Origin of the sequence: Microseira sp. BLCC-F43 (genome assembly GCF_041929235.1) — a bacterium.
Classification (GTDB): Bacteria; Cyanobacteriota; Cyanobacteriia; order Cyanobacteriales; family Aerosakkonemataceae; genus Microseira.
Window position 1 is genome coordinate 22,441 of record NZ_JBHFNP010000111.1, and the last position, 23,516, is coordinate 45,956.

A 23,516-nucleotide genomic window follows, 5' to 3' on the forward strand; every position below is an offset into this window, starting at 1 on the left:
AGATTTAAGATTTAAGATTGCAGATTGAGTTAATCTTACATCTTAAATCTGCAATCTTAAATCTGCAATCTTAAATTAGACTATGGGTTTTCCAGCGCTGGTTCGACCGGCTACGCCAACTGATGTGCCGGTATTATTTGATTTAATTGTGGCCCTGGCGGAGTATGAAAAACTCTCTCATGCCGTCACTGGTAGTCCAGCTTCCCTGGAGGAACACCTGTTTGGGAAGCGGTCTTATGCTGAGGCTATTCTGGCTGAGTTAGAAGCACAAGTTGTTGGGTTTGCCTTATTTTTTCATAATTATTCCACATTTTTGACTAAACCAGGAATATATTTAGAAGATATATTTGTGCTGCCAGAATACCGAGGACAAGGGATTGGTAAAGCACTGCTTGGTTATATTGCCAAACTGGCAGTTGAGCGCGGGTGCGGGCGACTGGAGTGGAGCGTTTTGGATTGGAACTCTCCGGCGATCGCTTTTTACCAACGCATGGGAGCTTCTATCTTAGAAGAGTGGCGCATTTGTCGCGTCAGTGGCGCTTCTCTCACCGAATTGGCTCAAAAAGCGGATACTCAGTTTTAAGCCCTCGGATGGAATTGTACAATTCAAGATCAATCGTCCGACTGATTTTTAATTGTCCGATTCCCCATGCCCAATAGCCAAAACATGCGCCATGTCTTGCTCCCATAACCCCTTGTGATTTGCATCACAAAAAATCCGAGTGCTGTCTCACAGCTAGGGCTTGAATAATATATTTTCTTATGGTTAGATGGCTCCGTGTTAGGCGCTCCTGACACTGCTTTACTCTTCTTGACCGCTTTGGTTAGAAATTCTTTACTATTGGTAAAAATTGGATTGTGTCTTTAGCTGAAGTGAACATCCTGGAAGTATTAGGAAGGCAACTGTGATCGCAAGTCCCGATTTTGGTATGGGTGTTGATTCGTTAGGCACTGTAACCTCATTGAGTAGCTGGTCTGATGCCGATAAAGGGGGCTTATCAGAACAACCCTTAATATTGGTGGTTGACGATCATCCTACCAGTCGCATGACGGCGGCGACGCTACTAGCAGTAGAGGGGTATCAAGTGCTGGAAGCAGAAAGCGGTCCTCATGCGCTGTCTATGGTAGCCGAAACCAAGCCGGATCTGTTGCTGCTGGACGTAATGATGCCGGAAATGGATGGGTTTGAAGTGTGTCGGCGTATGAAGGAGGACGAACATACGCGGCTGATCCCCATTGTTTTCGTTACTGCACTCAACGATAGGCGATCGCGCATTCGCGGCATCGAAGCTGGGGGAGATGATTTCCTCACCAAACCGTTTGACCGCCTGGAACTGACGGCGCGCGTCAAGTCCCTGGTACGTCAGAAGCGCCTCAACGAAGACTTAGATCACGCCGAACAAGTACTTTTTTCCATTGCCCGTTCCATCGAAAGCCGCGATCCCAACACCGGCGACCATTGCGAACGACTGGTGGCGATGGGTAAAGCCTTCGGTGAATTTCTCAATCTGTCCCGGACAGAAATCCGGGACTTAATGTGGGGGGGATATTTGCACGATATCGGCAAGGTGGGCATTCCCGACGCCGTGTTGCTGAAAAAAGGCCAATTCACACCCACAGAATTCGAGGTGATGAAGCAGCACGTGCTGATCGGCGAAAAAATTTGCCAGCCTTTGCGAACCATGCGGGGCGTTCTACCGATTATCCGCCACCATCACGAGCGCTGGGATGGTTCGGGCTACCCAGATCGCCTCGCCGGGGATGAAATTCCCTTTTTGGCGCAGGTATTTCAAATCATCGATATCTACGACGCCCTGACCAGCGAACGGCCTTACAAAGTGGCTTTCACCCCCGAAAAAGCTTTAGAAATTATTGCGGCAGAAACTGCTAAAGGTTGGCGCAATCCCGAACTGGTGGAGCAATTTACCCAGTTTATTCGCACCGTCGTCCTGAAAGCAAAGGTCAAGCATGAGAACGCTAAAGCCAGCAGTTTGGTGGAAAAAACAGCGACTTTAGCTTCATGAGTTGACAATTGGGCGACATCGGTTCCCAAACGAGTTCAGCGGATCGTTTTGCTTTTTTGGGGCTGACTGCTGAGTACAAAAATCTCTTCATAACTCGAGCAAATAACGGGAGCTTGCAGAGATTTAGGCGTAGGTGTATCCATCGCTTCGATGGACTGGCTGGCAATACTCAAGGCGAACTGAAAACCGCTTTTTGTTTATGATAAATTCTAGTTTACCTTTTCATGTCTCAATGTCAAGTTTTCGATGCTTTTTGGATGCGTCAACCGCGCCTTGAGCATCAGAAATAACACCATTGCCATGACGCTTTGAGATTCCGTAAGTTGTCTGTAAGTGAGTGTTCCAACTGGATTTGTTGAAATTGTTTCCAGCCAGAATATGATTAGCTGTTTCACACGCGCCAGAGTGAAATACCAGACCAGACTGTAAGCAGCAAGAAACATCTGCATATTTGTGAATCAGCTACTCAGTTATGCTGCTATTGTCGGTAATCCTTTAACATACGTGAGAGTTGCCATCGGTTAACCTTTAAAGGTGTTATATATTAATATAGCAATATTTACAGCGATTATGTATGCCATGAGATAAAAAACACAAATTAGGCGCAAAACCTTGAGCAGACGAACATTTTGACCGTAAACCTGTTGGGTTTAATGTTCGAGAAGGTGTAAGGGAAAAATTAAAAACAGTTCCTGAATGGAAAGAACGGCAAGCGAGAATTAGTTGACCAAATCATATCAGACATACCCAAAAATGAGTAGCTATGGGTAGAAGTGGAGAAGAATTAAGTTGCAGTTTCTGGCCCTTTGATTTTGGCTGAATATGTTCAACCTCAAGAGAAACGTAATTTGACATCTTCTGTCATCCTTATTGCTAAGAAAGGTTTGCCTCGACAATGTTGAGGAAGCTTACTTGGAACTAGGCACGGACTTATAAACCTGAGTCGCTATTGGTTAACCTAGTTCGACAGTTGCTACAGACTGGCGTTCATCTGTAGGTGTCGCGGCTTCCCCAACGTAGGCAGGCCCATGTGCCAGGCTGAGTCGGCACGTTCCTAGATCTGCCGATCTCTGCCGAGATTTGCAGAGGTTTTGAGGAACGGCTACCGATAAAATTTTTCCCTTCCCACTCCCTCTCCTAGTAGAATCGCTTTTGAGTACTCCTCAGTTTTCCATTCTCATACCTGTTGTTGTCTATGGTAGCGGTAGCAATTCTAGCGGCGGGACGCGGAACTCGCATGAAATCCACTTTGCCCAAAGTGTTGCATTCTTTGGGCGGGCGAAGTCTCGTCGAACGAGTACTCGATAGCTGTCAAGGTCTTGCGCCCAAGCGGCGGTTTGCGATCGTAGGGTATCAGGGAGAACAAGTAAAAGCCGCGTTGCAGTCGCATCCGGATGTGGAATTTGTCGAACAGCAGCAGCAGTTAGGAACCGGACATGCTATTCAACAGTTATTGCCTTATCTACAAGGCTTCGATGGAGATTTGCTGGTTTTAAACGGGGATATTCCCCTCCTGCGCCCGGAAACCCTTGAGCAACTGCTTGAGGTTCACAAATCCAACCAAAACGCAGCTACAATCCTGACGGCGAATCTGCCCAATCCTGCCGGGTATGGGCGCGTATTTTGCCACGGGAACAATATCCTTGAACAAATTGTAGAAGACCGGGACTGCTCGGCAGCTCAAAAACAAAATCACCGCGTCAATGCTGGAGTCTACTGCTTCCGTTGGGCAGATCTGGAAAAAGTTTTACCTCAACTTCAGGCTAATAACGATCAGAAAGAATACTACCTAACCGATGCGGTAAATTATCTCTCGCCGGTGATGGTGATGGATGTGGAGGACTACGAGGAAGTCCTGGGGATCAACGATCGCAAGCAACTGGCAACGGCTTACAATATCTTGCAAGCGCGGGTCAAAGATAAGTGGATGGCTGCGGGGGTGACGCTGATCGACCCAGACAGCATCACCATCGATGATACGGTACAGATCCAACCGGATACGATTATCGAACCTCAAACCCATTTGCGCGGGAATACAACGATCGCTTCGGGTTGTCGTATCGGCCCCGGTAGTTTAATTGAAAATAGCCACATCGGCGAGAATACGACGGTGCTGTATTCGGTGGCGATCAATAGCGTTGTTGCAGGTGGAACTAGCATCGGACCATATGCCCATTTACGCGGTCAAGTCCAGGTGGGACAATCTTGTCGCATCGGGAATTTTGTCGAACTGAAAAATACTACCTTGGGCGATCGCACTAACGTCGCCCACTTGTCTTATTTGGGAGACGCCATGTTGGGTTCTAAGGTAAATATCGGTGCGGGTACGATTACGGCGAACTACGACGGCGTCAAGAAGCATCCTACCTTGATTGGCGATCGCACTAAAACAGGTTCTAATAGCGTTTTGGTTGCGCCACTAACCCTGGGAACCGATGTCACCGTTGCCGCCGGATCTGTTGTAACGGAAAATGTACCCGATGATTGCCTAGTTATTGCTCGCGCACGTCAGGTTGTTAAACCGGGTTGGCAGTTGAAAAATAGTCAGTAGTCAATAGTCAATAGTGAGTGGTTATGAGTCACAGCGCTAATAGCTAATAACGCAAGTAGGGGCGGGTTTAACGAGAAAAGAAACCGGGTTTCGACCTAGATCTCTTTCCTTGCTCCACAATTTTTCACACAAACCCAGTTTCTTTCCACAGAATGGTTGGTAAAACCCGCCCCAACACTACTCCTCTGCTCTTGTGCTCACCTGCTCCTCTGCTTCCTCCTGGGGCATACCAGTCCAAGGTTTGGTAGCCTCGTCTTCCTCTTGGGGCATACCAGTCCAAGGTTTGGTAGCCTCGTCTTCTTCCTCTTGGGGCATACCAGTCCAAGGTTTGGTAGCCTCGTCTTCTTCCTCTTGCCTATCGGACCAAGGTTTGGTAAAGTCGTCTATGTTTTCCGGATCGGAATTATCTATCATATCATCTGCCTGAGTCACGCTTTCGTGGGAAAAATTAGTTAATTTTAATAGCGCTTCCCTGGCTTCTGATGCAGTTTGATAGCGCTGGCGGAAGTCGTAGCGCACCATTTTGCTAATAACTTCTGCCAGTTCTTCACTCACTTGTGCCTTGGATGTCCAGAGAATTTCTCCCGTTTCTGGGTCTTGCACTAACTGATGGGGGGGTAGTCCAGTTAAAGCTTGAATGCCCATCATACCGACGGCGTAAATATCGCTATTGAATCGCGGACGCCCCGCGCATTGTTCGCTGGGGGCATAACCTTGGGTGCCAATTCCGACTGTAAAGCGGCTTTGTCGTTCGTTTTCTAGCAGTTGGGTGTTGATTTCTTTAACCGCACCAAAGTCGATTAGAACTAATTTACCGTCTTTTTCCCGCCTGATAATATTGCTGGGTTTAATATCTCGGTGGATGACGCCTTGCCCGTGGACAAATTCCAATATTTGCAAGATTTCTTGCAACATGTTGATCGCTATAGATTCGGGGAGTTGTCTGCCGATGAGCAATTCTTCATCGAGTGGATGTCCGTCGATGCATTCTTGAACCAGATAAAATTGTTCGTTTTCTTCAAAATAAGCCAGCAACTGGGGAATTTGAGCGTGTTGACCCACTTTTTCCAGGACTTCGGCTTCGGTGGCGAATAACCGTCGGGCGAGTTTCATGTGCTTGGCGTCTTTAAAAGCGGGTTTGAGTTGCTTGACGACGCATCTCGGCTTTCCGGGGCGTTGGATGTCGCAAGCAATATAGGTTTCGCCAAAACCTCCTTGTCCCAAAACTCTGACAATTTCGTAGCGAAAGCCGATGATTTTGTTGTTCGTTGCGGGTATTGAATTGATGGGTGCTGGAACTGAATTGAGCTGTGCAGATTGGGATTTAATTGTTACGGGTGCTTTGGACTGCACTGGTAGCGGGTTTAAGTCATCCAGAGTATCGAGAATATCCCGTACTTCAGGCAAGGTGGCATTGCTTTCTAAGCGTTTGCGGAGATCGTGTTTTTTCAGTTGGGAGATGGCGACTCCCGTGGTGAGGTAGGAAACACCCGACAGGGCGATCGCAAACACCGGCACGGCAACGGGTACAATTAAGCCACCATAAACAAAGGCAATATAGCCGATCCCGCTCCAAGCGACCACAATCCCAACTGTCCAGCCACACAGGTTTAAAGAGCGCTTGCGCTTGCTTAACCACCAGCCTGCACCAACGCTAAACAGCAAGACAAATAAACCTTTGAGGGGGGTGTGGGGAAGGATTTCTTGCAGGGTTTTGCCTTGTAGTAAAGTTGCGATCGCATTGGCGTGAATTTCTACTCCCGCTAAGGGATCGGGATACAGCCAACTTTGGGAAAACGGTGCTTTGTGAAAATCCTTCAACTCGGTCGCCGTTGGTCCAATTAGCACTATTTTGTCTTTGAAATAGCTTCCCTGTTGCAGATAGCCATTCCAGTTAATTGGGTCGAGTACGTACCAGAAAGGTATTTGTTTAAACGTGCCGGATGGTCCCCAGAAGTGAATGCGATCCCCTTTTGGTTTGGCATAATTTAATCCCGATGCCGTTAACGCTGCTTCCCCAAACGAGGGCGTTGCTACCGACAAGTGTTTAAACTCATCAACTAATTGCTTTTTGTACGTTTGTTCTAGTAGCTTGCGGTATTCGCTGCCCAATCTGTGAATTCTGCCATCTGCCTCTAGGGGGAAATTAATCGAGCCAACAGAAAAGGGTTGGGTCAAAAATTGGGCAAGGGGTTGGGTTAGCTGGTTAACCGTCCCCTGGTTCGACTGGATATCTTCGTAAATTGCGCCTAAAGTCACTTTACCGGCATAGCGCTGCAACGTTTGGCGCAACTGTTGGTCATCTGCCTCTCCGTACTTCGAGGGTCGATCGAATACTACATCTACCGCAACAGAACGAGCGCCAGCAGCCATAATTTTATCGATCGCCTTGGCATAGGCGGCGCGTTTCCAAGGCCAAGTTTGTATCGGTTCCAGGTAAGCATACTGTTGGGGCGCACTCAGATAGATATCTGCTTGCTTTAAAGACTCGTTATCAATCGCCAAGATGACAATATTTTCTGGGGCTTCTACCGGGCCGCGCAGTTCAAAAAATAACATTTGCGCCTGGTATTCCATCAGCCGGACTAAATTTGTGTTGGCTGCGGTAGCGATCGCTGCTGCTAAAGCGCAAGCTCCCGTCAGTATATGGCCTAAGCGCGCCAGACGGGAATATTGGCGCGTCCCCCCGGTGATGGGGTTTGCTGCCGCAGAACTCTTGGCAGAAGCATTGGAGCTGGTTAATGTTAGGGTACGTTCATCTGCCATATCAGGGGTTGCAATTGATTGCTGTAACAGTAATGATTGAGTCGCACTTCAGTTTAAAAAAATTATTGATAACATCTTCACCTATAAAGTGGAGGAGCCATAGCTGGTTCTGGCATCAGCGCTAAAAGCAAACAGCTACTCTCACCAGTATGCTATCTGCAATACCCTAGCGGCATCCATACCAACCCAGACTCCCAGGTAACTCGAACGCCTTTCCCTTAGGGGTTGGGGTTGCTTTTCCGGCCAAAACCAGCAAATATACTTGACGCGGTCATAGATAGTGAATCATGGCTAATGGCTAATGGCTAATGGCTAATGGCTAATGGCTAATGGCGAGCTTGTTAGCTCTGGGAGTCTTGTCGCGCGCCACCTTTCGTGTCAGGAAAGTGCCAGTGTGAATTATAGTATTCCCCAGCTTAAACACCCACTTTCGCTCCAGGTGGTCAAATTCCGACCTTGAGCGTGCTGGGAAAGAACGATCGCAACCGTCAACGAACCAGCACAACGGGAAAAAATAGCTTCGGCCTTTTTGCATAATTGTTTTTTATAGGTATGCTTACTTCGGATCTTGCAGCACCCGATGCACCAGAAGCTTTTTCAACGCTTACCCAGAAAGCGATCGCTATGATTATAGAACCAATTATCCAGCCAGCCGAGAAACCAGCAACCTGTGTTAAACCGCTTCGGCTTTCGCCTTCTGCACTCTATATGATATATTCCCTTGCTAGTTGTAATCGCAATATAACGCGCTGACCTCGTTGCACCCAGCCGGATTTGCTGAGTAAGTATCGTCAGGTTTCCACGAGCCTGGGTTGCAAAAGTCACGAAATTATAAGTCTGCCAAGCACAGTGTCCTATGTTTTACCCGTTTAAGGTAGAGTTTTAGATAGACGAGTGGTCTTACTCCCACTCAATCAAGGGCTAGCAGCCTTTAAAACTCGATTAATCCAATAATTCTGTCCCTAGAGGGAGGTTAGCAAAAGGCTGAACGCACCGATAGATTGTTAATTATTAACTAAACTTTAAGCAGAATTGGTATAATCGAGTATTGCTTTAAATTCTCTTCTAGTAATTTTAGGTCTAAGTTTCTATGGGTTACTCAATGAACCGTCTTTCTATTTTTGTAGACGGGAACAATATGTTCTACGCTCAACAAAAAAATGGTTGGTTTTTTGACCCTCGACGTGTTTTGGAGTACTTTACAAGCGAACCGGGAACAAAGCTAATCAATGCCTTCTGGTACACCGGATTAAAAGACCCCCAGGATCAGCGAGGCTTCCGAGATGCTTTGATTAGTCTGGGTTACACGGTTCGCACCAAAATCCTCAAAGAGTATTATGATGATAGTTCGGGTCGCTACTCGCAAAAAGCTAATTTGGACATAGAAATAGTCGTGGATATGTTTAATACAGTCGATCAGTACGACAGAGTGGTTTTATTCAGCGGCGATGGCGATTTTGAAAGGGCAATTGAACTGTTAAGGTCGAAAAATACCCATATAACAGTTGTATCAACAGAAGGGATGATAGCAAGAGAATTACGTAATGCGACGGATCAGTACATAGATTTGAATGATATTAGACCACAAATAGAAAAAGTTGACTATTAGGTATTGGTAATTGGTAATTGGGACATGGCTGCGAAAGAGCTAAGGAGACGCGGCCTTCCCGCAGTACGCAATCCCTGGGTTCGTTACGCCAAAAGCAGATGAACCAAGCAGCGCGAACTGTTACCTGCTTTGGCTCGAAGATTGCATCAGGAAAAAAATCTCCCCCCTCGCTCTCCCTGTTCGGTCAAGCGCCAGAGGAGCAAGCAAGTCCGCGTTCGATCTAACTCGTGTAAAAACTTTGACGTTGAACGGGAAAATTGAGCATCATTTAAGAAAATAGTCGCAAAAATGCTTGGGTTTGACGGCGCATTCTAAAATATAGAACAAGAGCAATTGTCCAAACATTCTCAGATTCAGCTATGAACGCTAAACCAGACCGCATCATCATTTTCGATACCACGCTTCGAGATGGGGAACAGTCGCCAGGAGCTACCCTAAACGTAGACGAAAAGCTGACAATTGCTCGTCAACTGGCTCGACTGGGTGTAGATGTGATCGAAGCCGGGTTCCCCTTCGCCAGTCCGGGAGATTTTGCAGCGGTACAGAAAATTGCTAAAGCCGTCGGTACTGAAACAGGACCAATTATATGCGGTTTGGCACGCGCCACGCGGCAGGATATTCAAGCAGCAGCAGAAGCACTCAAACCCGCAGCAAAACCAAGAATACACACGTTTATTGCTACGTCGGATATCCATCTTACGTATAAGCTCAAAAAAACTCGCAAAGAAGTATTGGCGATCGCTCCGGAGATGGTCGCCTATGCCAAGTCTTTGGTGGAAGATGTGGAATTTTCCCCCGAAGACGCCGGACGCAGCGATCCAGAATTTCTTTATGAAGTATTGGAGCGAGCGATCGCAGCCGGTGCAACAACTGTTAACATCCCCGATACCGTCGGTTATACCACCCCCGCCGAATTTGGCGCCCTAATTCGCGGCATTAAAGAAAATGTCCCCAATATCGATAAAGCAATTATCTCCGTCCACGGTCATAATGACTTGGGTTTGGCAGTAGCGAATTTCCTGGAAGCAGTTAAAAATGGCGCGAGGCAATTAGAATGCACGATCAACGGCATTGGCGAACGCGCCGGAAATGCCGCATTAGAAGAATTAGTCATGGCGTTGCACGTGCGGCGACAATATTTTAATCCCTTCTTGGGACGCCCACCCGAATCGGAAGCACCCCTAACCAATATTGACACGCACCAAATTTACAAAACATCCAGATTGGTTTCTAATTTAACCGGGATGTTCGTACAGCCGAATAAAGCAATTGTAGGCGCAAATGCCTTTGCTCACGAATCTGGCATCCACCAAGATGGGGTGTTAAAAAATAAACTCACCTACGAAATTATGGATGCCCAGTTAATCGGTTTGACGGATAATCAAATCGTACTCGGCAAACATTCCGGTCGCAATGCGTTTCGCACCCGCTTAAAAGAGTTGGGATTTGAACTGGAGGATGCAGATTTAAATAAAGCCTTCGTCAAGTTCAAAGAAGTGGCGGATAAAAAGAAAGAAATTTCTGATTGGGACTTGGAAGCAATTGTTAACGATGAAATTCAACAAGCTCCCGATTTATTCCGCTTAGAATTAGTACAGGTTTCTTGCGGCAGCAATGCGCGTCCGACAGCGACTGTAATGCTTCGCACGCCAGAGGGTGAAGAATTAACCGATGCTGCAATTGGAACCGGGCCAGTCGATGCGGTTTATAAGGCGATTAATCGTGTTGTCAACGTGCCAAATCAGTTAATTGAATTCTCCGTTCAGTCAGTAACTGATGGCATCGATGCAATTGGTGCCGTGACAATTCGTCTCAAACATAACGAGCGAATTTTCGCCGGTCATGCTGCGAATACGGATATTATCGTCGCTTCGGCGCAGGCTTATGTAAATGCGCTCAATCGTCTTTATGCAGCGTTGCAGCGAGAGCAAAACCAAACAGGGGAAAAACCTCCTGCTGGCACAACTGTTTAAGTGCTATTTCTTCCAGAGGATCTGCCTCTGGATCTCGTTCCCAGGCTCCAGCCTGGGAACGAGGTCGTCGAGGCTCTGCCTCGGATTTAAAATAAAGTTATGCATTCAAATTAAAACTATGTCTGAAATTATTCTTGCGGTGTATGAAAATGGGGTTTTGTGTCCTTTAAATCCCGTATCTTTGAGTGAAGGTCAAACGGTGCGACTAACAATAGTGCCGGAAGTTGCGCCAGGAGAACCAAAAAACGAGTTAGAAGAGGTTTTGCAGTCGATGATTGACCAAGGATTGCTGCGTCTTCCATCTTCTAAACGGGGTCAAGTTGATAAAGCTGAACTATCACGGCGTCAACAAGCTAGAAAACTGGTGAAAATTCCAGGAAAACCGCTCTCAGAAACGATTATAGAGGCACGCGGCCCGTGGTAAATGCTTACTTCTTGGATACTAGCGCTTTGGTGAAACGCTATATTGCTGAAACTGGGAGTAATTGGATTAGATCTATTAGCGATGTTGCTACGGGTAACCAAATCGGGCTCGCTCAGATAACTTGGGTAGAAGTACTCAGCGCTTTAGCACGCCGTCAACGCGAGGGAAGTCTATCTGCGAGCGATCTCAACTTAGTGGTGCAAGACTTGCGCGAAGACTTTGAAAACCAGTACGAAGTCATCGAAATTGACCAAGCGCTGATTGAAACACCAGGTGAATTGGTTATTCAATATCCCCTACGCGCCTATGATGCTGTTCAACTAGCGTCTGCGTTGCGCTTTCAATACGCTCAATTAGTGTTTATCTCTGCCGATCATCGCTTGCTCAATATGGCTCAATCTGAAGGATTGGTGACGGATAATCCGAATAATTATGCTTGAGCGATCGCATCTTTTCATCACCTACCTCGCTCCCTAAAGTTGAGCATAATATCTTTAAAAGCCAGATAAATAATTAAGACCATCAACAAAAATTGCGAAAATACAAGAATTGCATCTAATCGCCAGCCCTGATATATTAAAATTAGGCCACAAAGTAAAAGTACGAGCGGTGAAACGAGCGCTTGAATGATATAGAGTACTTTAGCCAAGCTATTTAGTTCATTTGAACGTTTAGCTAACACGACTATGGTTAAATTTGGCTAAAATATTCCCAAAAGCAGATAAATAAGTCCGAAAATCCCTCCGAAAGTAGTACCGATATTTAACATTTTTAAACCTGTTTATAATCGAAAAAAGTCCGGTTTTTCCACAAGCGAATTAGTCGCAATCCGCACCACACCCAGATTAACTAATTTCTGCAAATCTGACTGACTATCCACCGTCCAAACACCTACATCAATCCCTTGATTTCTGCTAGCTTCAACTAAAAAGGGATTTTTTAGTACAGTATTATATTGACTCATCATCACCGCTCTCCCATCCCCAGCAGCTTTGGGCAACTTTTCTGCATACACCTCTTCCGAAGCAACCAGATATCCTAAAATAATTTTGCTTGACCTTTCTCTAACTTGCTCTAGCAATTTATCTTTAAAACACAGAACTATACATCTTTCTTCCCATCCCGTTTCAATTAAAATTTGCACAAATTTGTCTACATCCCTATCTGTCCAATTCTCCGATCCTTTCACTTCTGGATAGGCAAATTTATCTAAATTTTTAATTGCCTCCAACCCCTCTCTCAATGTCGGTATTCTTTCCAAAGCAAATTTTGGGTCAAACCAACTACCCGCATCCAGTTGTTTTAACTCTTCTAAGGTTTTTTCTCTGACCTTACCGATCCCGTTGCTCGTTCTTTCTAATCTTGCGTCGTGAATGATGACAAACTCTCCGTCAGAGCATAACTGGACATCGAATTCAATCGAGTTTGCACCTTTTTCTATCGCGGCATAAAAAGCTGCTAGGGTGTTTTCGGGTGCGATCGCTGAATACCCCCGATGAGCGATAATTTCTAAGGGCATATGGCTAGACTTTTTTGCCGCTTTTGTTTATACTAATCTCATACTCGAAATCTTGCCGCCTCTCACAAAATTTCACCGATTCCCATTATAAGATATATTATATCAGGTTTTTTCAGGCAGGCAAGGGGCTAGACTTTTTGACCGCTTTTGTTTATACTAATCTCATACTCGAAATCTTGCCGCCTCTCACAAAATTTCACGGATTCCCATTATAAGATATATTATCAAAAGTTTTAAATTAAAGCAAGGGGTGGGAATTTTTGCGTATTTTTGGTAAAATAAATTTATAATGGGAATATTGAGTTTTATAAAAATTTTGCATATCATAGGATTATGAGATAAGTATACCAGAAATTTGGGAACAATCAAGATAACAACATACTACTTTACAATCTGATGCAGCGAGGGGAAAAAAGCTGGGAGGAAGTGCGCGCCGCGTTTCAAAGGATTTGGGGATATGAAGAATTTCGCCCGCCGCAAGGGGAAATAGTAAGCAGCTTGTTATCGGGGAAAGACGCATTGGTGGTGATGCCGACGGGTGGGGGAAAGTCGATTTGCTTTCAACTTCCGGCATTGTTGCAAAATGGATTAACCTTGGTGGTTTCTCCCCTGGTGGCATTAATGGAAAATCAGGTGCAAGAGTTGCGCCAGCGTGGGTTACCGGCGGGTTTGTTACATAGCGAACTGCCATCCTTAGAACGGAAGCAGACGCTATATAAAATAGAACAACAAAAGTTGAGGTTGTTATATCTTTCTCCAGAAACATTACTGAGTGCGCCAGTGTGGGAAAGGATATCGCAACCGCAGATAAAAATCAACGGCATAATTTTAGATGAAGCGCATTGTTTGGTGCAGTGGGGGGATACATTTCGCCCTGCTTATAGAAGATTGGGGACGGTGCGTTCGGCTTTATTAAAGTCTAAACCAGCGGGGACTGTAATAGCGATCGCAGCTTTCACCGCCACCGCCGACCCAGCGGCGCAAAAAACGATCCGGGAGGTGCTACAACTGCAACAACCAGAGGTGTTTAGACTAAACCCATATCGTCCGAATTTGCGGCTAAAAGTGCAAAGAGTTTGCACGCCGAGATCGCGCCGCCAACAGTTGCTAAAATTTATCCAAGAACGACCTCAAAAATCAGGGTTAATTTACGTCCGCACGCGAAAAGATAGCGAAAGTTTAGCCGCATGGTTGGGTAGATTGGGATATGCCACCGCAGCGTATCACGCGGGGTTAAGTCCAGAGGAAAGAAGGGAAATCGAAGCATTTTGGTTAAATGGAAAAATGCAGTTTGTGGTTTGCACGTCTGCTTTTGGCATGGGGATAAATAAACCAGACGTTAGATGGGTAATTCACTTTCACGCGCCGCTATTATTATCGGAATACGTACAAGAAATTGGACGGGCGGGAAGAGATGGGAAAGCAGCGGATGCTTTTACTTTGGTAAGCGAACCCACGGGATGGTTAGATCCAGAAGATAAGCAAAGGCGACAGTATTTTGAGAACATGATGAGATCGCAACAACAAAAAGCCCAAAAACTGGCGAAAAAATTACCCAAAACCGGGGAAGTGAATGCAGTAGCGCGACAATTTTCTGAGGGGGCGATCGCATTGTCTCTCCTCCACAGTACCGGACAGCTAACCTGGCAAGATCCGTTTCATTACACGATCAATAATACTGCGAAAATGCAGACATCTAATCAACTCGACGCCGCACAACAAATGGTGGATTATCTCAATACTCGCGATTGTCGCTGGAAGTATTTATTACGCGGGTTTGGGTTTAATTTAGAAGCGGAAAAAATGCGGTGTGGGTGTTGCGATCGCTGTAAGTAATTGCAGATTTTAGATTTCAGATTGCAGATTTTAGATTTTATATCGTTTCCGGTTGTGTCTGAATGAATAAACCGCAAAAGGCGCAGAGGACGCAGAGAAAGAGAAGAGAGATTAGTAATTCAGATGCCAACGGATTGGATATTAGATGGCAGATTTGCCATTCTGTTATTTGAAATTATAATGATGTCAGAATTGAGGTTACCCTTATGTCTCTCACTATTTCAGATTTGGAGAAATTGCAAGCAGAACATCCCGATTGGCGAATGGAATTAGTAGAAGGAAACATTTTAATCAGGAGTCCAAGCGATTACCAATCAAGCGAAATTGCTACTGAGTTCGCCATACAGCTTTGCAATTGGGTAAAGCCACGCAAGCTAGGACGAGTCACTGGTTCGAGTGCAGGCTTTATTTTGCCGAGTCTTGAAGAAACAGCCAATGGCAACGAACCCAGAAACCTGCGCGCACCTGATGTTTCATTTGTGCGTGCAGAAAGACTCAAAAAAACCCAGCGCGACTTTGTACAATTAGTGCCAGATTTGATGGTAGAGGTTAAGTCCAAAACTGACCGCATTAAGCCACTTGAAGCAAAGATTCAGCTATTTTTGCAACTTGGAAGCAGCGTTGGTATTCTGATTGACCCTGACAAATTAACGGTAACGGTTTATCGACTCAATCAAGATCCAGTCGTGTTGCAAAGCGGTGATATACTTACACTGCCAGAAGTACTCCCTGGCTGGGAATTAGCCATATCAGATTTGTGGCCTCTTGAGTTTGATTAATGACAAATGCACCGCGTACTTTGACAACAATTCCCTTTAATCTCCATAAAGCGAGAAATGAGTGGGGTTAGCGTAGCATGACTGGGGGATCGATCTTACTTTAGAAATAGGTATAACTACGCAAGAGCCTCCACTCGGTTGCTTTCTTAACCTCTTGCGGATTAATGCCACACCAGCGAGGCTTTAATTTGTCGAATGCGATCCAAGCGCGCCACCAGTACTTTATCAGCAGCTACCGAACCAGCGGCATATCCTTGCAAGTACTTAATGGCATTTGATTGTGGCTGATTTCCTCTGGTTGCGTCTTTATAGCCGAATTCAAAAAGCTGATGCACTGTTGAGGATGCCATAGAAATTACCTCACAAACTACCACAAAAAATTAATCTTTTATTTGGATTTGATACTACAGCTAAGAATAGAGGTTTAAAAACCGATCGACATAGATCGTTAACAAAAGTATAACAACTCAATACTTATAGCAGTAAGCACTTCTCTATCTAAAGACAGATGTAAATCGCTAATAGCTAATGGTTAATAGCTAATGGCTAATCGAAGAGTTGGAAAATATTCCTATAAGCAATTAGCAATTAGCAATTAGCGATTACCCAATTAAAACTGCCGCAAAAACCGCAAATCGCTGCTATACAAACGGCGGATATCATCAATTTGGTGCAGCACCATTGCGAAGCGTTCGACGCCAAAACCGGCAGCGAATCCAGTGTAAACTTCTGCATCGTATCCTACGGCTTTTAGCACGTTTGGATCGACCATACCGCAGCCCATGACTTCCAGCCATTTGCCGCGCCATTGTACGTCAACTTCTGCCGAAGGTTCGGTAAAGGGAAAATAACTGGCGCGGAAGCGGACGGGCAATTCATCGCCAAACATCTGTTGCAAAAATACCCGAATTGTGCCTTTGAGATCGGTAAAAGTCAGACCCTCATCGATGGCTAAAATTTCGATTTGGTGGAAAACTGCCGAGTGGGTAGCATCGACGGTATCGCGACGATATACTCGACCGGGCGCGACAATTCTAATCGGCGGATCGTTTTCTTCCATGTAGCGAATTTGGACGGAAGAAGTATGGGTCCGCAGCAAATTTCCATCCGGCAGGTAAAAAGTATCCTGCATATCGCGGGCGGGGTGATCTGCGGGGGTATTGAGTGCCTCAAAATTATAGTAATCGGTTTCCATTTCCGGGCCGGTGGCGACGGTGTAGCCAAGACCGACGAAAATATCTAAAGCGCGGTCGATGGTACTATTGAGGGGATGCAACCGACCTTGGGGAAAGAAAACTCCCGGCATGGTGACATCGAGGGTTTCGGCTGCGAGTTGAGCTTGAATTTGGGCAACTTGTAAAGCTTCCCGCTTTTCTTCTAAAGCTGTTTGCAAAGCTTCTTTAACAACGTTTGCGACGGCCCCGATGCGAGGGCGTTGCTCGGGGGATAATTTACCCAAACCCCCTAAAATCTGGGACAGTTGACCTTTTTTACCCAGATAGGCGACGCGCAACTGTTCGATTTGATCTAAAGTGGCAGCAGAAGCGATCGCTTGTTGCCCTTGTTGCTTGAGTTCTTCTAGTTGTGCCTCTAAATCGGTAGGCTGATTAGTCATACAAGGAAAAATCGGGGGCGTTATTTTAACAGTCTTGTCCCAATTTACCAGTTTAGACTAGACCGGCGCGATCGCAAGCAACGCCATCCGCGGTATTTTAAGAAGGCAACAAGAAGATGCCTATTTTAAAGTGTATCGAACCGCATGAGATTGCTAATTAGTAACGATGACGGTATATTTGCCCCTGGTATTCGCGCCCTAGCCAATACCCTAGCCGAAGCAGGTCACGACATATCGGTAGTATGCCCGGATCGGGAGCGTTCTGCAACCGGACACGGCTTGACCTTGCACGATCCGATCCGCGCCGAGGTGGTAGAATCAGGTTTCCATCCAACTGTGAAAGCTTGGGCTTGTTCTGGAACGCCTTCTGACTGCGTAAAGTTGGGACTGTGGGCATTATTGGATAGTAAACCGGATTATGTTCTGTCTGGGATTAACCAAGGTTCCAATTTAGGCACGGATGTTTTATACTCTGGTACTGTTTCGGCGGCGATGGAAGGGGTAATCGAAGGCATTCCCGGAATTGCGTTTAGTTTAACCAGTTTTGTCATGCGTGATTTTGCGGCGGCGGCAAAGTTTGCCAAACAATTGATGGAACAATTAGGCGAAAATCCCTTACCACAGTTGATGCTGCTTAATGTTAACGTACCGCCCGTACCTTGGGAAGCGATCGCTGGCGTCGCCATCACCCGCCAAGGAGTGCGCCGCTACTTCGATGTGTTTGAAAAACGCACCGATCCGCGCGGCAAAACCTATTATTGGTTAACCGGGGAATTGCAGGAAGAATTAGAACCCGCACCCCATCCTTTCATACCGCCCGACATTGAAACCGACGTGCAAGCAATCCGCAATAATTACATTACCGTCACCCCCTTGCAATTTGACCTCACCTGTGCTGGTGGGATCAAAACCTTACAGTCCTGGAATTTCAAATTTTAGATTGCAGATTGCAGATTTTAGATTACATTTAAATCTCTAATCTGAAATCTCAAATCTGAAATTACCAATTACCAATTACCCATTACCAATTACCAATGCAACTCGAATTTGTACCTGTCGAAGAATTCTATTTTGCCCTGACTTTAGCCGTCAAAACCTTAGAAGATTTGGACAAACCCGGCTTGGCGGAAAAAGTGGGACAATGCTTAAAAGAGAAATTTGGGCAACCTTCCACCGTCGCATCTGGCAAGCAAAATAATTTCAATTACGTGTTTCGGGTTAAAGATGTAGATAATAGTCCCGCTTCTCAATTGGTTATTTCCGTTGCAGATTGGCAGGGAAAATTGCGTTTGGGAAGCGACTATGGGTGGATGCTGGATGAAGAAAGAAAGCCAGCCAAAAGCGAGAAATTTGAACTGCGGATGGAGTTTTCAAAACAATTGCGCTCTTATTTAGAAAATTGGTGGCAAATTCCGTTTGAAAGTCATTAATAATTAGATGTTCTCAATACCCCAAAAGTTTGTCATATTCTGCATGTGAACCAATCCAAAACCAAGCTATATCAGTATCCTGTGCTACAGCTAGCGCTCTATAGTGCAAACCGACTCGCACTGACCAAAATCGACCCACTTTCTTGAAATGCAGCGATGGATGCCGGGGATCTTGCTTAAGCAACTCGTAGCTTCGATCTGCGAGTTCTTGAACATCACTCGGCAACTGTCGATAGTAGTACCAAAAATCTGGAGTTGCGCGATGTTTCACAAATCGCTACAACGTCCTTCTTTTAAATCTTGCAACGCTTTCTCAGCCAACGCATCCAACCTACCCGCAGCCACATCTGCTTCAAACTGTCGATCCCAGATAGCGGCATCGAATTCTGCAAACCAGATACGGAAAGCAGCAAGATCCTCTGGGGATAATTGACTGACCGCACGTTCAATTTCTTGCAGAGTATTAATGTTCATAACAGCAAGCCTCTAACAATTGTGTTATCAAAGTTTTCATCTGCCAGCAATTTCAACATACTTACTGCATTGCCTTGCGAGCAAGTAGCCGATCGCGCAAGCCTTGAGGTTCAAATTTTGCCTCATTCATTTTACGAATTTCTTGGGCTTTTTGTTGCCTTTGCTGTAAATATGTTTCAAATTCCTGCTGATGATTGAGATAAAAAGCAATTGTGGCATATACATCAGCTAATTTCAGCGATGGAAAGCGATAGACGATTTCCTCTGCTGTTGCTCCTTGTTGGAATACATAAACCACAGTATCTAGGCGTACGCGGGTTTTACCGACAAGAACTACACCATCGGCGTTAACTCGTAATGGCGCCGGTTCGGCTGCAATTGTCAATGTCATAAGCACTTGGGCTACTACTGTATTGATGATATTAGCACTCAGATAACCGACTTCTCCAAGAAGTCGGTTATCTAACTCAAGTTGCTAGTTATGCTCATGGCTAATGGCTCATGGCTCATGGAGGATATTATTGTTGTGAGCTTCACATCATTCTCGCAATTAGCAATTAGCTATTAGCAACGCCCAAGTTTATAACTAGCAACTTGAGTTATCTAGCTATTCCTGAACAGCTTGCGTCAAGAGTTTCTCTTTATCCCGCTGACGTTTCTTAGCATAAAGCTGAATCGTTGCCGCCATTGCTACAATTAGGCCAAAAATCACCCAAGCAGTCAAATCCGTTGGTAAGTTATTTTTGAACACAGCCAGCATCACAATAACCACCAAAAGTAAAGTCGGTGCTTCGTTTAAAGCTCGCAATTGCTTGCTAGTCCATTTACATTCATCTGCTGCCAACTTTTTCATCAGACGACTGCAATAATGATGATAGCCGAGTAAGACAACTACCAAGCCCAACTTGACATGAAGCCAACCGCTTTTTAAAATATCAGGCTCCACAGTCAATAAACCAATTGCCATCGCCACCGTTACCAGCATTCCTGGCGTGGTGATGATATTGTAGAGGCGTTTTTCCATAATCTGATATTGATTCTTAAGAATCGAGCGAGCGGGTTCTGGTTGTTCGTTCGCCTCTACGTGATAGATAAACAGACGCACTAGGTAAAATAACCCAGCAAACCAAACCACTACGCCAATGATGTGGAAAGCCTTAAACCAGAAATACGCCATGATTAGTGTTATCCTTCAATTCAAGTTGTTTTTGCTTACTTGGCTGATTCTACCAAGCGATCGCACCGTTTGTAGTAGGCCGTTCGTAGTAGGCGCTTGAGCGCCGCTTCCCTCCTTACCACCCCTCTCACCCCATCTGATGCAAATTCATATTCAAACCTTTACAGTCAACAAACGTTTCGCTCTTACTATCAGTCGCGGCACCACTGCCCAATCTACAAATGTATTGGTCATTATAGAACAAGACGGAATTGAAGGAATTGGAGAAGCTTCCCCATTTTCTATCGGCGAAGCGCGACAAACTACAGAAACAATTGTCGCCGCGTTACAGCAAGTTGCTCCCATCTTGAAAAATTTTACCCCAACCGACAGGCAACAAATCGAGCAAATTTTGATAGACAATCAATTACCATCGGCTGCTCGTGCTGCTATTGATGTCGCCTTGCACGACTGGATGGGTAAAAAAGTCGGATTACCTTTATGGCAACTCTGGGGCTTAAATCGCAACCAAATTGTGCCAACTTCTGTCACAATTGGCATTAACTCGCCCGAAAAAGCAAGACAGCGCCTGCGAGATTGGTTTCAAGTCACAAAAGTGCAGGTTTTGAAGGTCAAACTCGGCAGTCCCGATGGCATTGAAGCCGATAAAGCTATGTTAATGGCAGTGCTAGAATCAGCCCCAAATATTCCAACGAGCATCGATGCCAATGGCGGATGGAGTCTTGAAAATGCGGTAAAAATGTGCAATTGGTTAGGCAATTTAGGCGTTAAATATGTAGAACAACCCCTAGCAAAAGGCCAGGAAAAAGATTTACTCAAATTGAAAGAATCTTCACCGCTTCCCATCTTTGTTGATGAAAGCTGCTTCAGCAGCAAAGATATTCCCCATCTGGCAGATTGTGTCGATGGAATTAATATAAAATTGATGAAATCGGGGGGGTTAACTGAAGCGATGCGGATGATTAATACAGCGCGTGCTTGTGGATTGCAAATCATGTTCGGTTGCTATTCCGATAGTACGCTTGCTAATACTGCCCTTTCCCACCTCTCGCCGCTAGCTGATTATTTAGATTTAGACAGTCATCTCAATCTAATTGATGACCCCTTCACGGGTGCATTTATGCAAGATGGATGTCTGATCCCAAATGATTTACCAGGAATTGGAGTTAAAGGATTTGAGATTTAAGATTTAAGATTTAAGATTTGGGATTTGAGATTGACTTTAACTAAAAGGGAATAATGAAAGTCCAGTCACAAGCATCGATTGAAATCAAAGCATCACCAGAACAAGTGTTTGACTTTGCCACAGCGGTTTCTAGTTTGCCCAAAGTATTTAAAGGATATGGTGTAATTCCGGCAATTCGGAGTGCTGAAATTGTGGGCGGTGGTGAAATGCGGTCAGGGGTAATACGTCGAGTGACAAACTATGATAATTCAGTCATTGACGAAGAAATTATTAAGCTGACGCGCCCGACAAAACAAACCTATAAAATAGTTAGTGGATTCAAGCCGCCCTTTTCATACTTGGTTAGATCCGGTGGGGGAGATTGGACGCTTACACCGTCTAATGATTCCACAATAGTTACTTGGAAATTTTACTTTGAAGTGACATCGGTCTTGGCTTACCCGATCGTGGCTTTGATTATGTCGGCACAGTTTCAAAAGGCACAGCAAAGTTGTCTAGCTGAAATCAAAAAATATGTGGAAAATGTTGTATAACCAGGGGGCGGGTTTACAACAATTGTCGATTATGATTATATATGGTAGGTAAAACCCGCCCCTACATAACTGACAACTATGCTAAAAAATCACCAAAAAGTAGCTATCTTACTGCACGAGGGTATTCTTGGGCCTCAAGGCAAAACTGGGTTGACGCTTTTACGCTATAGTGAAGCATCAATTGTAGCGGTAATTGACCGCGAGTGCGCTGGTAAATCTTTGCCAGAATTAACTCGCATTCCGCGCGATGTTCCGATTGTTGCTTCGGTGACGGAAGCGCTAGCTTATGCACCCGATGTTCTGGGGATTGGGATTGCACCTTCTGGGGGTATTTTGCCAGAAGAATGGCAAGCGGAAATAAAAGAAGCAGTGGCGGCGGGGTTATCAATTGTCAACGGACTGCATACGCCAATGGCGAATAATCCGGAATTAAAAAGTTTGTTGAAAGACGGACAATGGATTTGGGATGTCCGTCAAGAACCTGCGGGGTTAGGTGTAGCAAGTGCTAAGGCGCGAAGTATTTCTTGTCTCCGCATTTTAACAGTTGGTACAGACATGGCTGTAGGTAAAATGTCCACTAGCTTAGAACTCAATAAAGCATCCCAAAAACGCGGGTTACGTTCCAAATTCCTGGGGACTGGACAAGCTGGTATTATGATATCCGGCGATGGCATACCTTTAGATGCAGTCCGAGTTGACTTCGCCGCTGGTGCAGTGGAACAGTTAGTAATGCGAAATGCAGATAATGAAATCCTATTTATTGAAGGACAAGGTTCCCTACTCCATCCAGGTTCAACTGCAACTTTACCTTTAATTCGAGGTTCGCAACCCACCCATTTGATATTAGTCCATCGCGCGGGACAATCTCACATCCGCAACCATCCCCAAGTGCCAATTCCACCTTTACCAGAAGCGATTAAATTATACGAAAGTGTAGCAAGTGCGGCGGGTGCATTTAAACCTGCAAAAGTAGCCGCGATCGCTCTCAATACCGGACACTTAGATGATACTGCCGCCATTGGTGCGATCGCGCAAATCCAAGCTGAAACAAATCTAACCTGCACCGATCCAGTCAGGTTTGGTGCTGAAGTATTATTAGATGCGGTAATAGCTAATAGCATTTTGAACAATTAGCAATTAGCAATTAGCAATTAGCAATTACTTCAAAAACCCCGGTGCGATCGCCGCCATTACCAACAAAAACCCTATTTGCAAAATGTAAGTCACATACACGGTGGGATTGAACAATCCATCCCAAAGGTAACCTTGGCGCTTGGGAATCAAACTGCGTTTTAAAGTACGCGACCAACCTCCGTAAATTCCCGGAGAACAATAACCACACTCGAGCAAAAGTGTTTCAATTTCGGCGACGCGGGGATAGAAACCGCGTTGGAAGTGTTTCCACTGACTTTCTAGTATCCAAAAAAACAAGGGGATTGAACAGCCAATGGTAGCGATCGCGCTAATTTTCATCTGTAACATCAGCGCCACAACCCCTGCCGTGCCGCTAATTCCCAGCGCTTTAATCGCCCAAATCTGCTTGTTGTAATCCTCAATCGTGTTTTGCAGGAAAAAGTATTCCTTTTCCAGCATATTTAGGCAATTTCTGCTTTTAGTCGA

General features: G+C 45.4%; 26 protein-coding genes. 16 read left to right on the plus strand and 10 right to left on the minus strand.

Annotated elements, in window-relative coordinates; translation table 11 throughout:
• Nucleotides 1-82: 82 nt before the first annotated feature.
• The 3 genes from ACE1CM_RS16290 (at nucleotide 83) to glmU (ending at nucleotide 4,575) form a co-directional block, all read left to right on the plus strand.
• Nucleotides 83-583, plus strand: a complete 501-nt coding sequence (locus ACE1CM_RS16290) for a GNAT family N-acetyltransferase (RefSeq protein WP_374878561.1) — start codon at nucleotides 83-85, stop codon at nucleotides 581-583.
• Between the two features lie 322 nt (nucleotides 584-905).
• On the plus strand, nucleotides 906-2,024 hold the full coding sequence (locus ACE1CM_RS16295; RefSeq protein WP_374878562.1) for a two-component system response regulator: 1,119 nt from the start codon (nucleotides 906-908) through the stop codon (nucleotides 2,022-2,024).
• Between the two features lie 1,195 nt (nucleotides 2,025-3,219).
• Complete coding sequence (gene glmU, locus ACE1CM_RS16300) at nucleotides 3,220-4,575, plus strand: bifunctional UDP-N-acetylglucosamine diphosphorylase/glucosamine-1-phosphate N-acetyltransferase GlmU (protein ID WP_374878563.1); 1,356 nt, start codon at nucleotides 3,220-3,222, stop codon at nucleotides 4,573-4,575.
• 177 nt (nucleotides 4,576-4,752) lie between these two features.
• On the opposite strand, the gene ACE1CM_RS16305 is transcribed toward glmU, so the two are convergent.
• Nucleotides 4,753-7,341, minus strand: a complete 2,589-nt coding sequence (locus ACE1CM_RS16305) for a CHASE2 domain-containing protein (RefSeq protein WP_374878564.1) — start codon at nucleotides 7,339-7,341, stop codon at nucleotides 4,753-4,755.
• A 552-nt stretch (nucleotides 7,342-7,893) separates the two neighbouring features.
• Here ACE1CM_RS16305 and ACE1CM_RS16310 point away from each other — a divergent pair.
• From ACE1CM_RS16310 to ACE1CM_RS16335, 6 genes are all read left to right on the plus strand, one after another.
• A complete protein-coding gene (locus ACE1CM_RS16310) occupies nucleotides 7,894-8,094 on the plus strand; it encodes a hypothetical protein (RefSeq protein ID WP_374878565.1) in 201 nt (66 codons plus the stop codon).
• A gap of 337 nt (nucleotides 8,095-8,431) precedes the next feature.
• Nucleotides 8,432-8,950 (plus strand): NYN domain-containing protein, encoded by a 519-nt coding sequence (locus ACE1CM_RS16315; RefSeq protein ID WP_226582827.1) that lies wholly within the window; start codon nucleotides 8,432-8,434, stop codon nucleotides 8,948-8,950.
• A 98-nt stretch (nucleotides 8,951-9,048) separates the two neighbouring features.
• A complete protein-coding gene (locus tag ACE1CM_RS16320) occupies nucleotides 9,049-9,174 on the plus strand; it encodes a hypothetical protein (RefSeq protein ID WP_374878566.1) in 126 nt (41 codons plus the stop codon).
• 135 nt (nucleotides 9,175-9,309) lie between these two features.
• Nucleotides 9,310-10,923 (plus strand): 2-isopropylmalate synthase, encoded by a 1,614-nt coding sequence (locus ACE1CM_RS16325; RefSeq protein ID WP_374878567.1) that lies wholly within the window; start codon nucleotides 9,310-9,312, stop codon nucleotides 10,921-10,923.
• 118 nt (nucleotides 10,924-11,041) lie between these two features.
• Complete coding sequence (locus ACE1CM_RS16330) at nucleotides 11,042-11,347, plus strand: antitoxin family protein (RefSeq protein ID WP_374878568.1); 306 nt, start codon at nucleotides 11,042-11,044, stop codon at nucleotides 11,345-11,347.
• On the plus strand, nucleotides 11,341-11,787 hold the full coding sequence (locus ACE1CM_RS16335; RefSeq protein WP_374878569.1) for a type II toxin-antitoxin system VapC family toxin: 447 nt from the start codon (nucleotides 11,341-11,343) through the stop codon (nucleotides 11,785-11,787). The genes ACE1CM_RS16330 and ACE1CM_RS16335 overlap by 7 nt, the downstream gene beginning before the upstream one ends.
• 17 nt (nucleotides 11,788-11,804) lie before the next feature.
• On the opposite strand, the gene ACE1CM_RS16340 is transcribed toward ACE1CM_RS16335, so the two are convergent.
• Both ACE1CM_RS16340 and ACE1CM_RS16345 read right to left on the minus strand, forming a co-directional pair.
• A complete protein-coding gene (locus ACE1CM_RS16340) occupies nucleotides 11,805-12,029 on the minus strand; it encodes a Ycf66 family protein (RefSeq protein WP_374878570.1) in 225 nt (74 codons plus the stop codon).
• Nucleotides 12,030-12,128: 99 nt separating this feature from the next.
• Nucleotides 12,129-12,866, minus strand: coding sequence for a glycerophosphodiester phosphodiesterase (locus ACE1CM_RS16345; RefSeq protein WP_374878571.1), 738 nt, complete (start codon nucleotides 12,864-12,866; stop codon nucleotides 12,129-12,131).
• A gap of 396 nt (nucleotides 12,867-13,262) precedes the next feature.
• Between ACE1CM_RS16345 and ACE1CM_RS16350 the strand changes: the two genes are divergently transcribed.
• Both ACE1CM_RS16350 and ACE1CM_RS16355 read left to right on the plus strand, forming a co-directional pair.
• Nucleotides 13,263-14,702, plus strand: a complete 1,440-nt coding sequence (locus ACE1CM_RS16350; protein WP_374878572.1) for a RecQ family ATP-dependent DNA helicase — start codon at nucleotides 13,263-13,265, stop codon at nucleotides 14,700-14,702.
• Between the two features lie 206 nt (nucleotides 14,703-14,908).
• Nucleotides 14,909-15,481, plus strand: a complete 573-nt coding sequence (locus tag ACE1CM_RS16355; RefSeq protein WP_374878573.1) for a Uma2 family endonuclease — start codon at nucleotides 14,909-14,911, stop codon at nucleotides 15,479-15,481.
• A 161-nt stretch (nucleotides 15,482-15,642) separates the two neighbouring features.
• Here ACE1CM_RS16355 and ACE1CM_RS16360 read toward each other — a convergent pair whose 3' ends face one another.
• Entirely contained in the window at nucleotides 15,643-15,831 is a 189-nt protein-coding gene (locus tag ACE1CM_RS16360; protein ID WP_374878574.1) for a hypothetical protein, read from the minus strand.
• A gap of 260 nt (nucleotides 15,832-16,091) precedes the next feature.
• Entirely contained in the window at nucleotides 16,092-17,096 is a 1,005-nt protein-coding gene (gene pheS / locus ACE1CM_RS16365; RefSeq protein ID WP_374878575.1) for a phenylalanine--tRNA ligase subunit alpha, read from the minus strand.
• Between the two features lie 144 nt (nucleotides 17,097-17,240).
• Here pheS and surE point away from each other — a divergent pair, with 144 nt between their 5' ends.
• Both surE and ACE1CM_RS16375 read left to right on the plus strand, forming a co-directional pair.
• Nucleotides 17,241-18,035, plus strand: a complete 795-nt coding sequence (gene surE, locus ACE1CM_RS16370; RefSeq protein ID WP_374878576.1) for a 5'/3'-nucleotidase SurE — start codon at nucleotides 17,241-17,243, stop codon at nucleotides 18,033-18,035.
• A 95-nt stretch (nucleotides 18,036-18,130) separates the two neighbouring features.
• A complete protein-coding gene (locus ACE1CM_RS16375; RefSeq protein ID WP_374878577.1) occupies nucleotides 18,131-18,526 on the plus strand; it encodes a hypothetical protein in 396 nt (131 codons plus the stop codon).
• A 13-nt stretch (nucleotides 18,527-18,539) separates the two neighbouring features.
• Here the strand turns inward: ACE1CM_RS16375 and ACE1CM_RS16380 are convergent, their stop codons facing one another.
• The 4 genes from ACE1CM_RS16380 to hemJ form a co-directional block, all read right to left on the minus strand.
• The gene (locus ACE1CM_RS16380; protein WP_374878578.1) at nucleotides 18,540-18,797 is read right to left on the minus strand and encodes a hypothetical protein; all 258 of its coding nucleotides are present in this window, start codon (nucleotides 18,795-18,797) and stop codon (nucleotides 18,540-18,542) included.
• Nucleotides 18,794-19,000: a hypothetical protein gene (locus ACE1CM_RS16385; protein ID WP_374878579.1), complete on the minus strand. Its 207-nt coding sequence runs from the start codon at nucleotides 18,998-19,000 to the stop codon at nucleotides 18,794-18,796. Before ACE1CM_RS16385 ends, ACE1CM_RS16380 begins: the two co-directional genes overlap by 4 nt.
• Nucleotides 19,001-19,061: 61 nt before the next feature.
• Nucleotides 19,062-19,391, minus strand: coding sequence for a DUF433 domain-containing protein (locus tag ACE1CM_RS16390; protein WP_374878580.1), 330 nt, complete (start codon nucleotides 19,389-19,391; stop codon nucleotides 19,062-19,064).
• Nucleotides 19,392-19,607: 216 nt separating this feature from the next.
• On the minus strand, nucleotides 19,608-20,177 hold the full coding sequence (gene hemJ / locus ACE1CM_RS16395) for a protoporphyrinogen oxidase HemJ (RefSeq protein WP_226582786.1): 570 nt from the start codon (nucleotides 20,175-20,177) through the stop codon (nucleotides 19,608-19,610).
• Between the two features lie 139 nt (nucleotides 20,178-20,316).
• Between hemJ and ACE1CM_RS16400 the strand changes: the two genes are divergently transcribed.
• From ACE1CM_RS16400 to ACE1CM_RS16410, 3 genes are all read left to right on the plus strand, one after another.
• On the plus strand, nucleotides 20,317-21,363 hold the full coding sequence (locus tag ACE1CM_RS16400; protein WP_374878581.1) for a dipeptide epimerase: 1,047 nt from the start codon (nucleotides 20,317-20,319) through the stop codon (nucleotides 21,361-21,363).
• A 53-nt stretch (nucleotides 21,364-21,416) separates the two neighbouring features.
• Nucleotides 21,417-21,896: an SRPBCC family protein gene (locus ACE1CM_RS16405; RefSeq protein ID WP_374878582.1), complete on the plus strand. Its 480-nt coding sequence runs from the start codon at nucleotides 21,417-21,419 to the stop codon at nucleotides 21,894-21,896.
• Nucleotides 21,897-21,974: 78 nt separating this feature from the next.
• Nucleotides 21,975-23,030: a DUF1611 domain-containing protein gene (locus ACE1CM_RS16410; RefSeq protein ID WP_374878583.1), complete on the plus strand. Its 1,056-nt coding sequence runs from the start codon at nucleotides 21,975-21,977 to the stop codon at nucleotides 23,028-23,030.
• A gap of 24 nt (nucleotides 23,031-23,054) precedes the next feature.
• Here ACE1CM_RS16410 and ACE1CM_RS16415 read toward each other — a convergent pair whose 3' ends face one another.
• Nucleotides 23,055-23,489, minus strand: coding sequence for a hypothetical protein (locus ACE1CM_RS16415; protein ID WP_374878584.1), 435 nt, complete (start codon nucleotides 23,487-23,489; stop codon nucleotides 23,055-23,057).
• Between the last annotated feature and the right edge of the window lie 27 nt (nucleotides 23,490-23,516).

What these genes read in the sequence shown, in the direction of transcription:
- ACE1CM_RS16385 (WP_374878579.1), bottom strand. Translation starts at nt 19,000, where the DNA reads ATGAACATTAATACTCTGCAAGAAATTGAACGTGCGGTCAGTCAATTA.
- hemJ (WP_226582786.1), bottom strand. Translation starts at nt 20,177, where the DNA reads ATGGCGTATTTCTGGTTTAAGGCTTTCCACATCATTGGCGTAGTGGTT.
- ACE1CM_RS16400 (WP_374878581.1), top strand. Translation starts at nt 20,317, where the DNA reads ATGCAAATTCATATTCAAACCTTTACAGTCAACAAACGTTTCGCTCTT.
- ACE1CM_RS16375 (WP_374878577.1), top strand. Translation starts at nt 18,131, where the DNA reads ATGCAACTCGAATTTGTACCTGTCGAAGAATTCTATTTTGCCCTGACT.
- ACE1CM_RS16360 (WP_374878574.1), bottom strand. Translation starts at nt 15,831, where the DNA reads ATGGCATCCTCAACAGTGCATCAGCTTTTTGAATTCGGCTATAAAGAC.
- ACE1CM_RS16415 (WP_374878584.1), bottom strand. Translation starts at nt 23,489, where the DNA reads ATGCTGGAAAAGGAATACTTTTTCCTGCAAAACACGATTGAGGATTAC.
- ACE1CM_RS16305 (WP_374878564.1), bottom strand. Translation starts at nt 7,341, where the DNA reads ATGGCAGATGAACGTACCCTAACATTAACCAGCTCCAATGCTTCTGCC.
- glmU (WP_374878563.1), top strand. Translation starts at nt 3,220, where the DNA reads ATGGTAGCGGTAGCAATTCTAGCGGCGGGACGCGGAACTCGCATGAAA.
- ACE1CM_RS16345 (WP_374878571.1), bottom strand. Translation starts at nt 12,866, where the DNA reads ATGCCCTTAGAAATTATCGCTCATCGGGGGTATTCAGCGATCGCACCC.
- ACE1CM_RS16310 (WP_374878565.1), top strand. Translation starts at nt 7,894, where the DNA reads ATGCTTACTTCGGATCTTGCAGCACCCGATGCACCAGAAGCTTTTTCA.
- ACE1CM_RS16410 (WP_374878583.1), top strand. Translation starts at nt 21,975, where the DNA reads ATGCTAAAAAATCACCAAAAAGTAGCTATCTTACTGCACGAGGGTATT.
- ACE1CM_RS16290 (WP_374878561.1), top strand. Translation starts at nt 83, where the DNA reads ATGGGTTTTCCAGCGCTGGTTCGACCGGCTACGCCAACTGATGTGCCG.
- ACE1CM_RS16330 (WP_374878568.1), top strand. Translation starts at nt 11,042, where the DNA reads ATGTCTGAAATTATTCTTGCGGTGTATGAAAATGGGGTTTTGTGTCCT.
- ACE1CM_RS16390 (WP_374878580.1), bottom strand. Translation starts at nt 19,391, where the DNA reads ATGACATTGACAATTGCAGCCGAACCGGCGCCATTACGAGTTAACGCC.
- ACE1CM_RS16350 (WP_374878572.1), top strand. Translation starts at nt 13,263, where the DNA reads ATGCAGCGAGGGGAAAAAAGCTGGGAGGAAGTGCGCGCCGCGTTTCAA.
- ACE1CM_RS16320 (WP_374878566.1), top strand. Translation starts at nt 9,049, where the DNA reads ATGAACCAAGCAGCGCGAACTGTTACCTGCTTTGGCTCGAAGATTGCA.
- ACE1CM_RS16315 (WP_226582827.1), top strand. Translation starts at nt 8,432, where the DNA reads ATGGGTTACTCAATGAACCGTCTTTCTATTTTTGTAGACGGGAACAAT.
- pheS (WP_374878575.1), bottom strand. Translation starts at nt 17,096, where the DNA reads ATGACTAATCAGCCTACCGATTTAGAGGCACAACTAGAAGAACTCAAG.
- ACE1CM_RS16405 (WP_374878582.1), top strand. Translation starts at nt 21,417, where the DNA reads ATGAAAGTCCAGTCACAAGCATCGATTGAAATCAAAGCATCACCAGAA.
- ACE1CM_RS16325 (WP_374878567.1), top strand. Translation starts at nt 9,310, where the DNA reads ATGAACGCTAAACCAGACCGCATCATCATTTTCGATACCACGCTTCGA.
- surE (WP_374878576.1), top strand. Translation starts at nt 17,241, where the DNA reads ATGAGATTGCTAATTAGTAACGATGACGGTATATTTGCCCCTGGTATT.
- ACE1CM_RS16355 (WP_374878573.1), top strand. Translation starts at nt 14,909, where the DNA reads ATGTCTCTCACTATTTCAGATTTGGAGAAATTGCAAGCAGAACATCCC.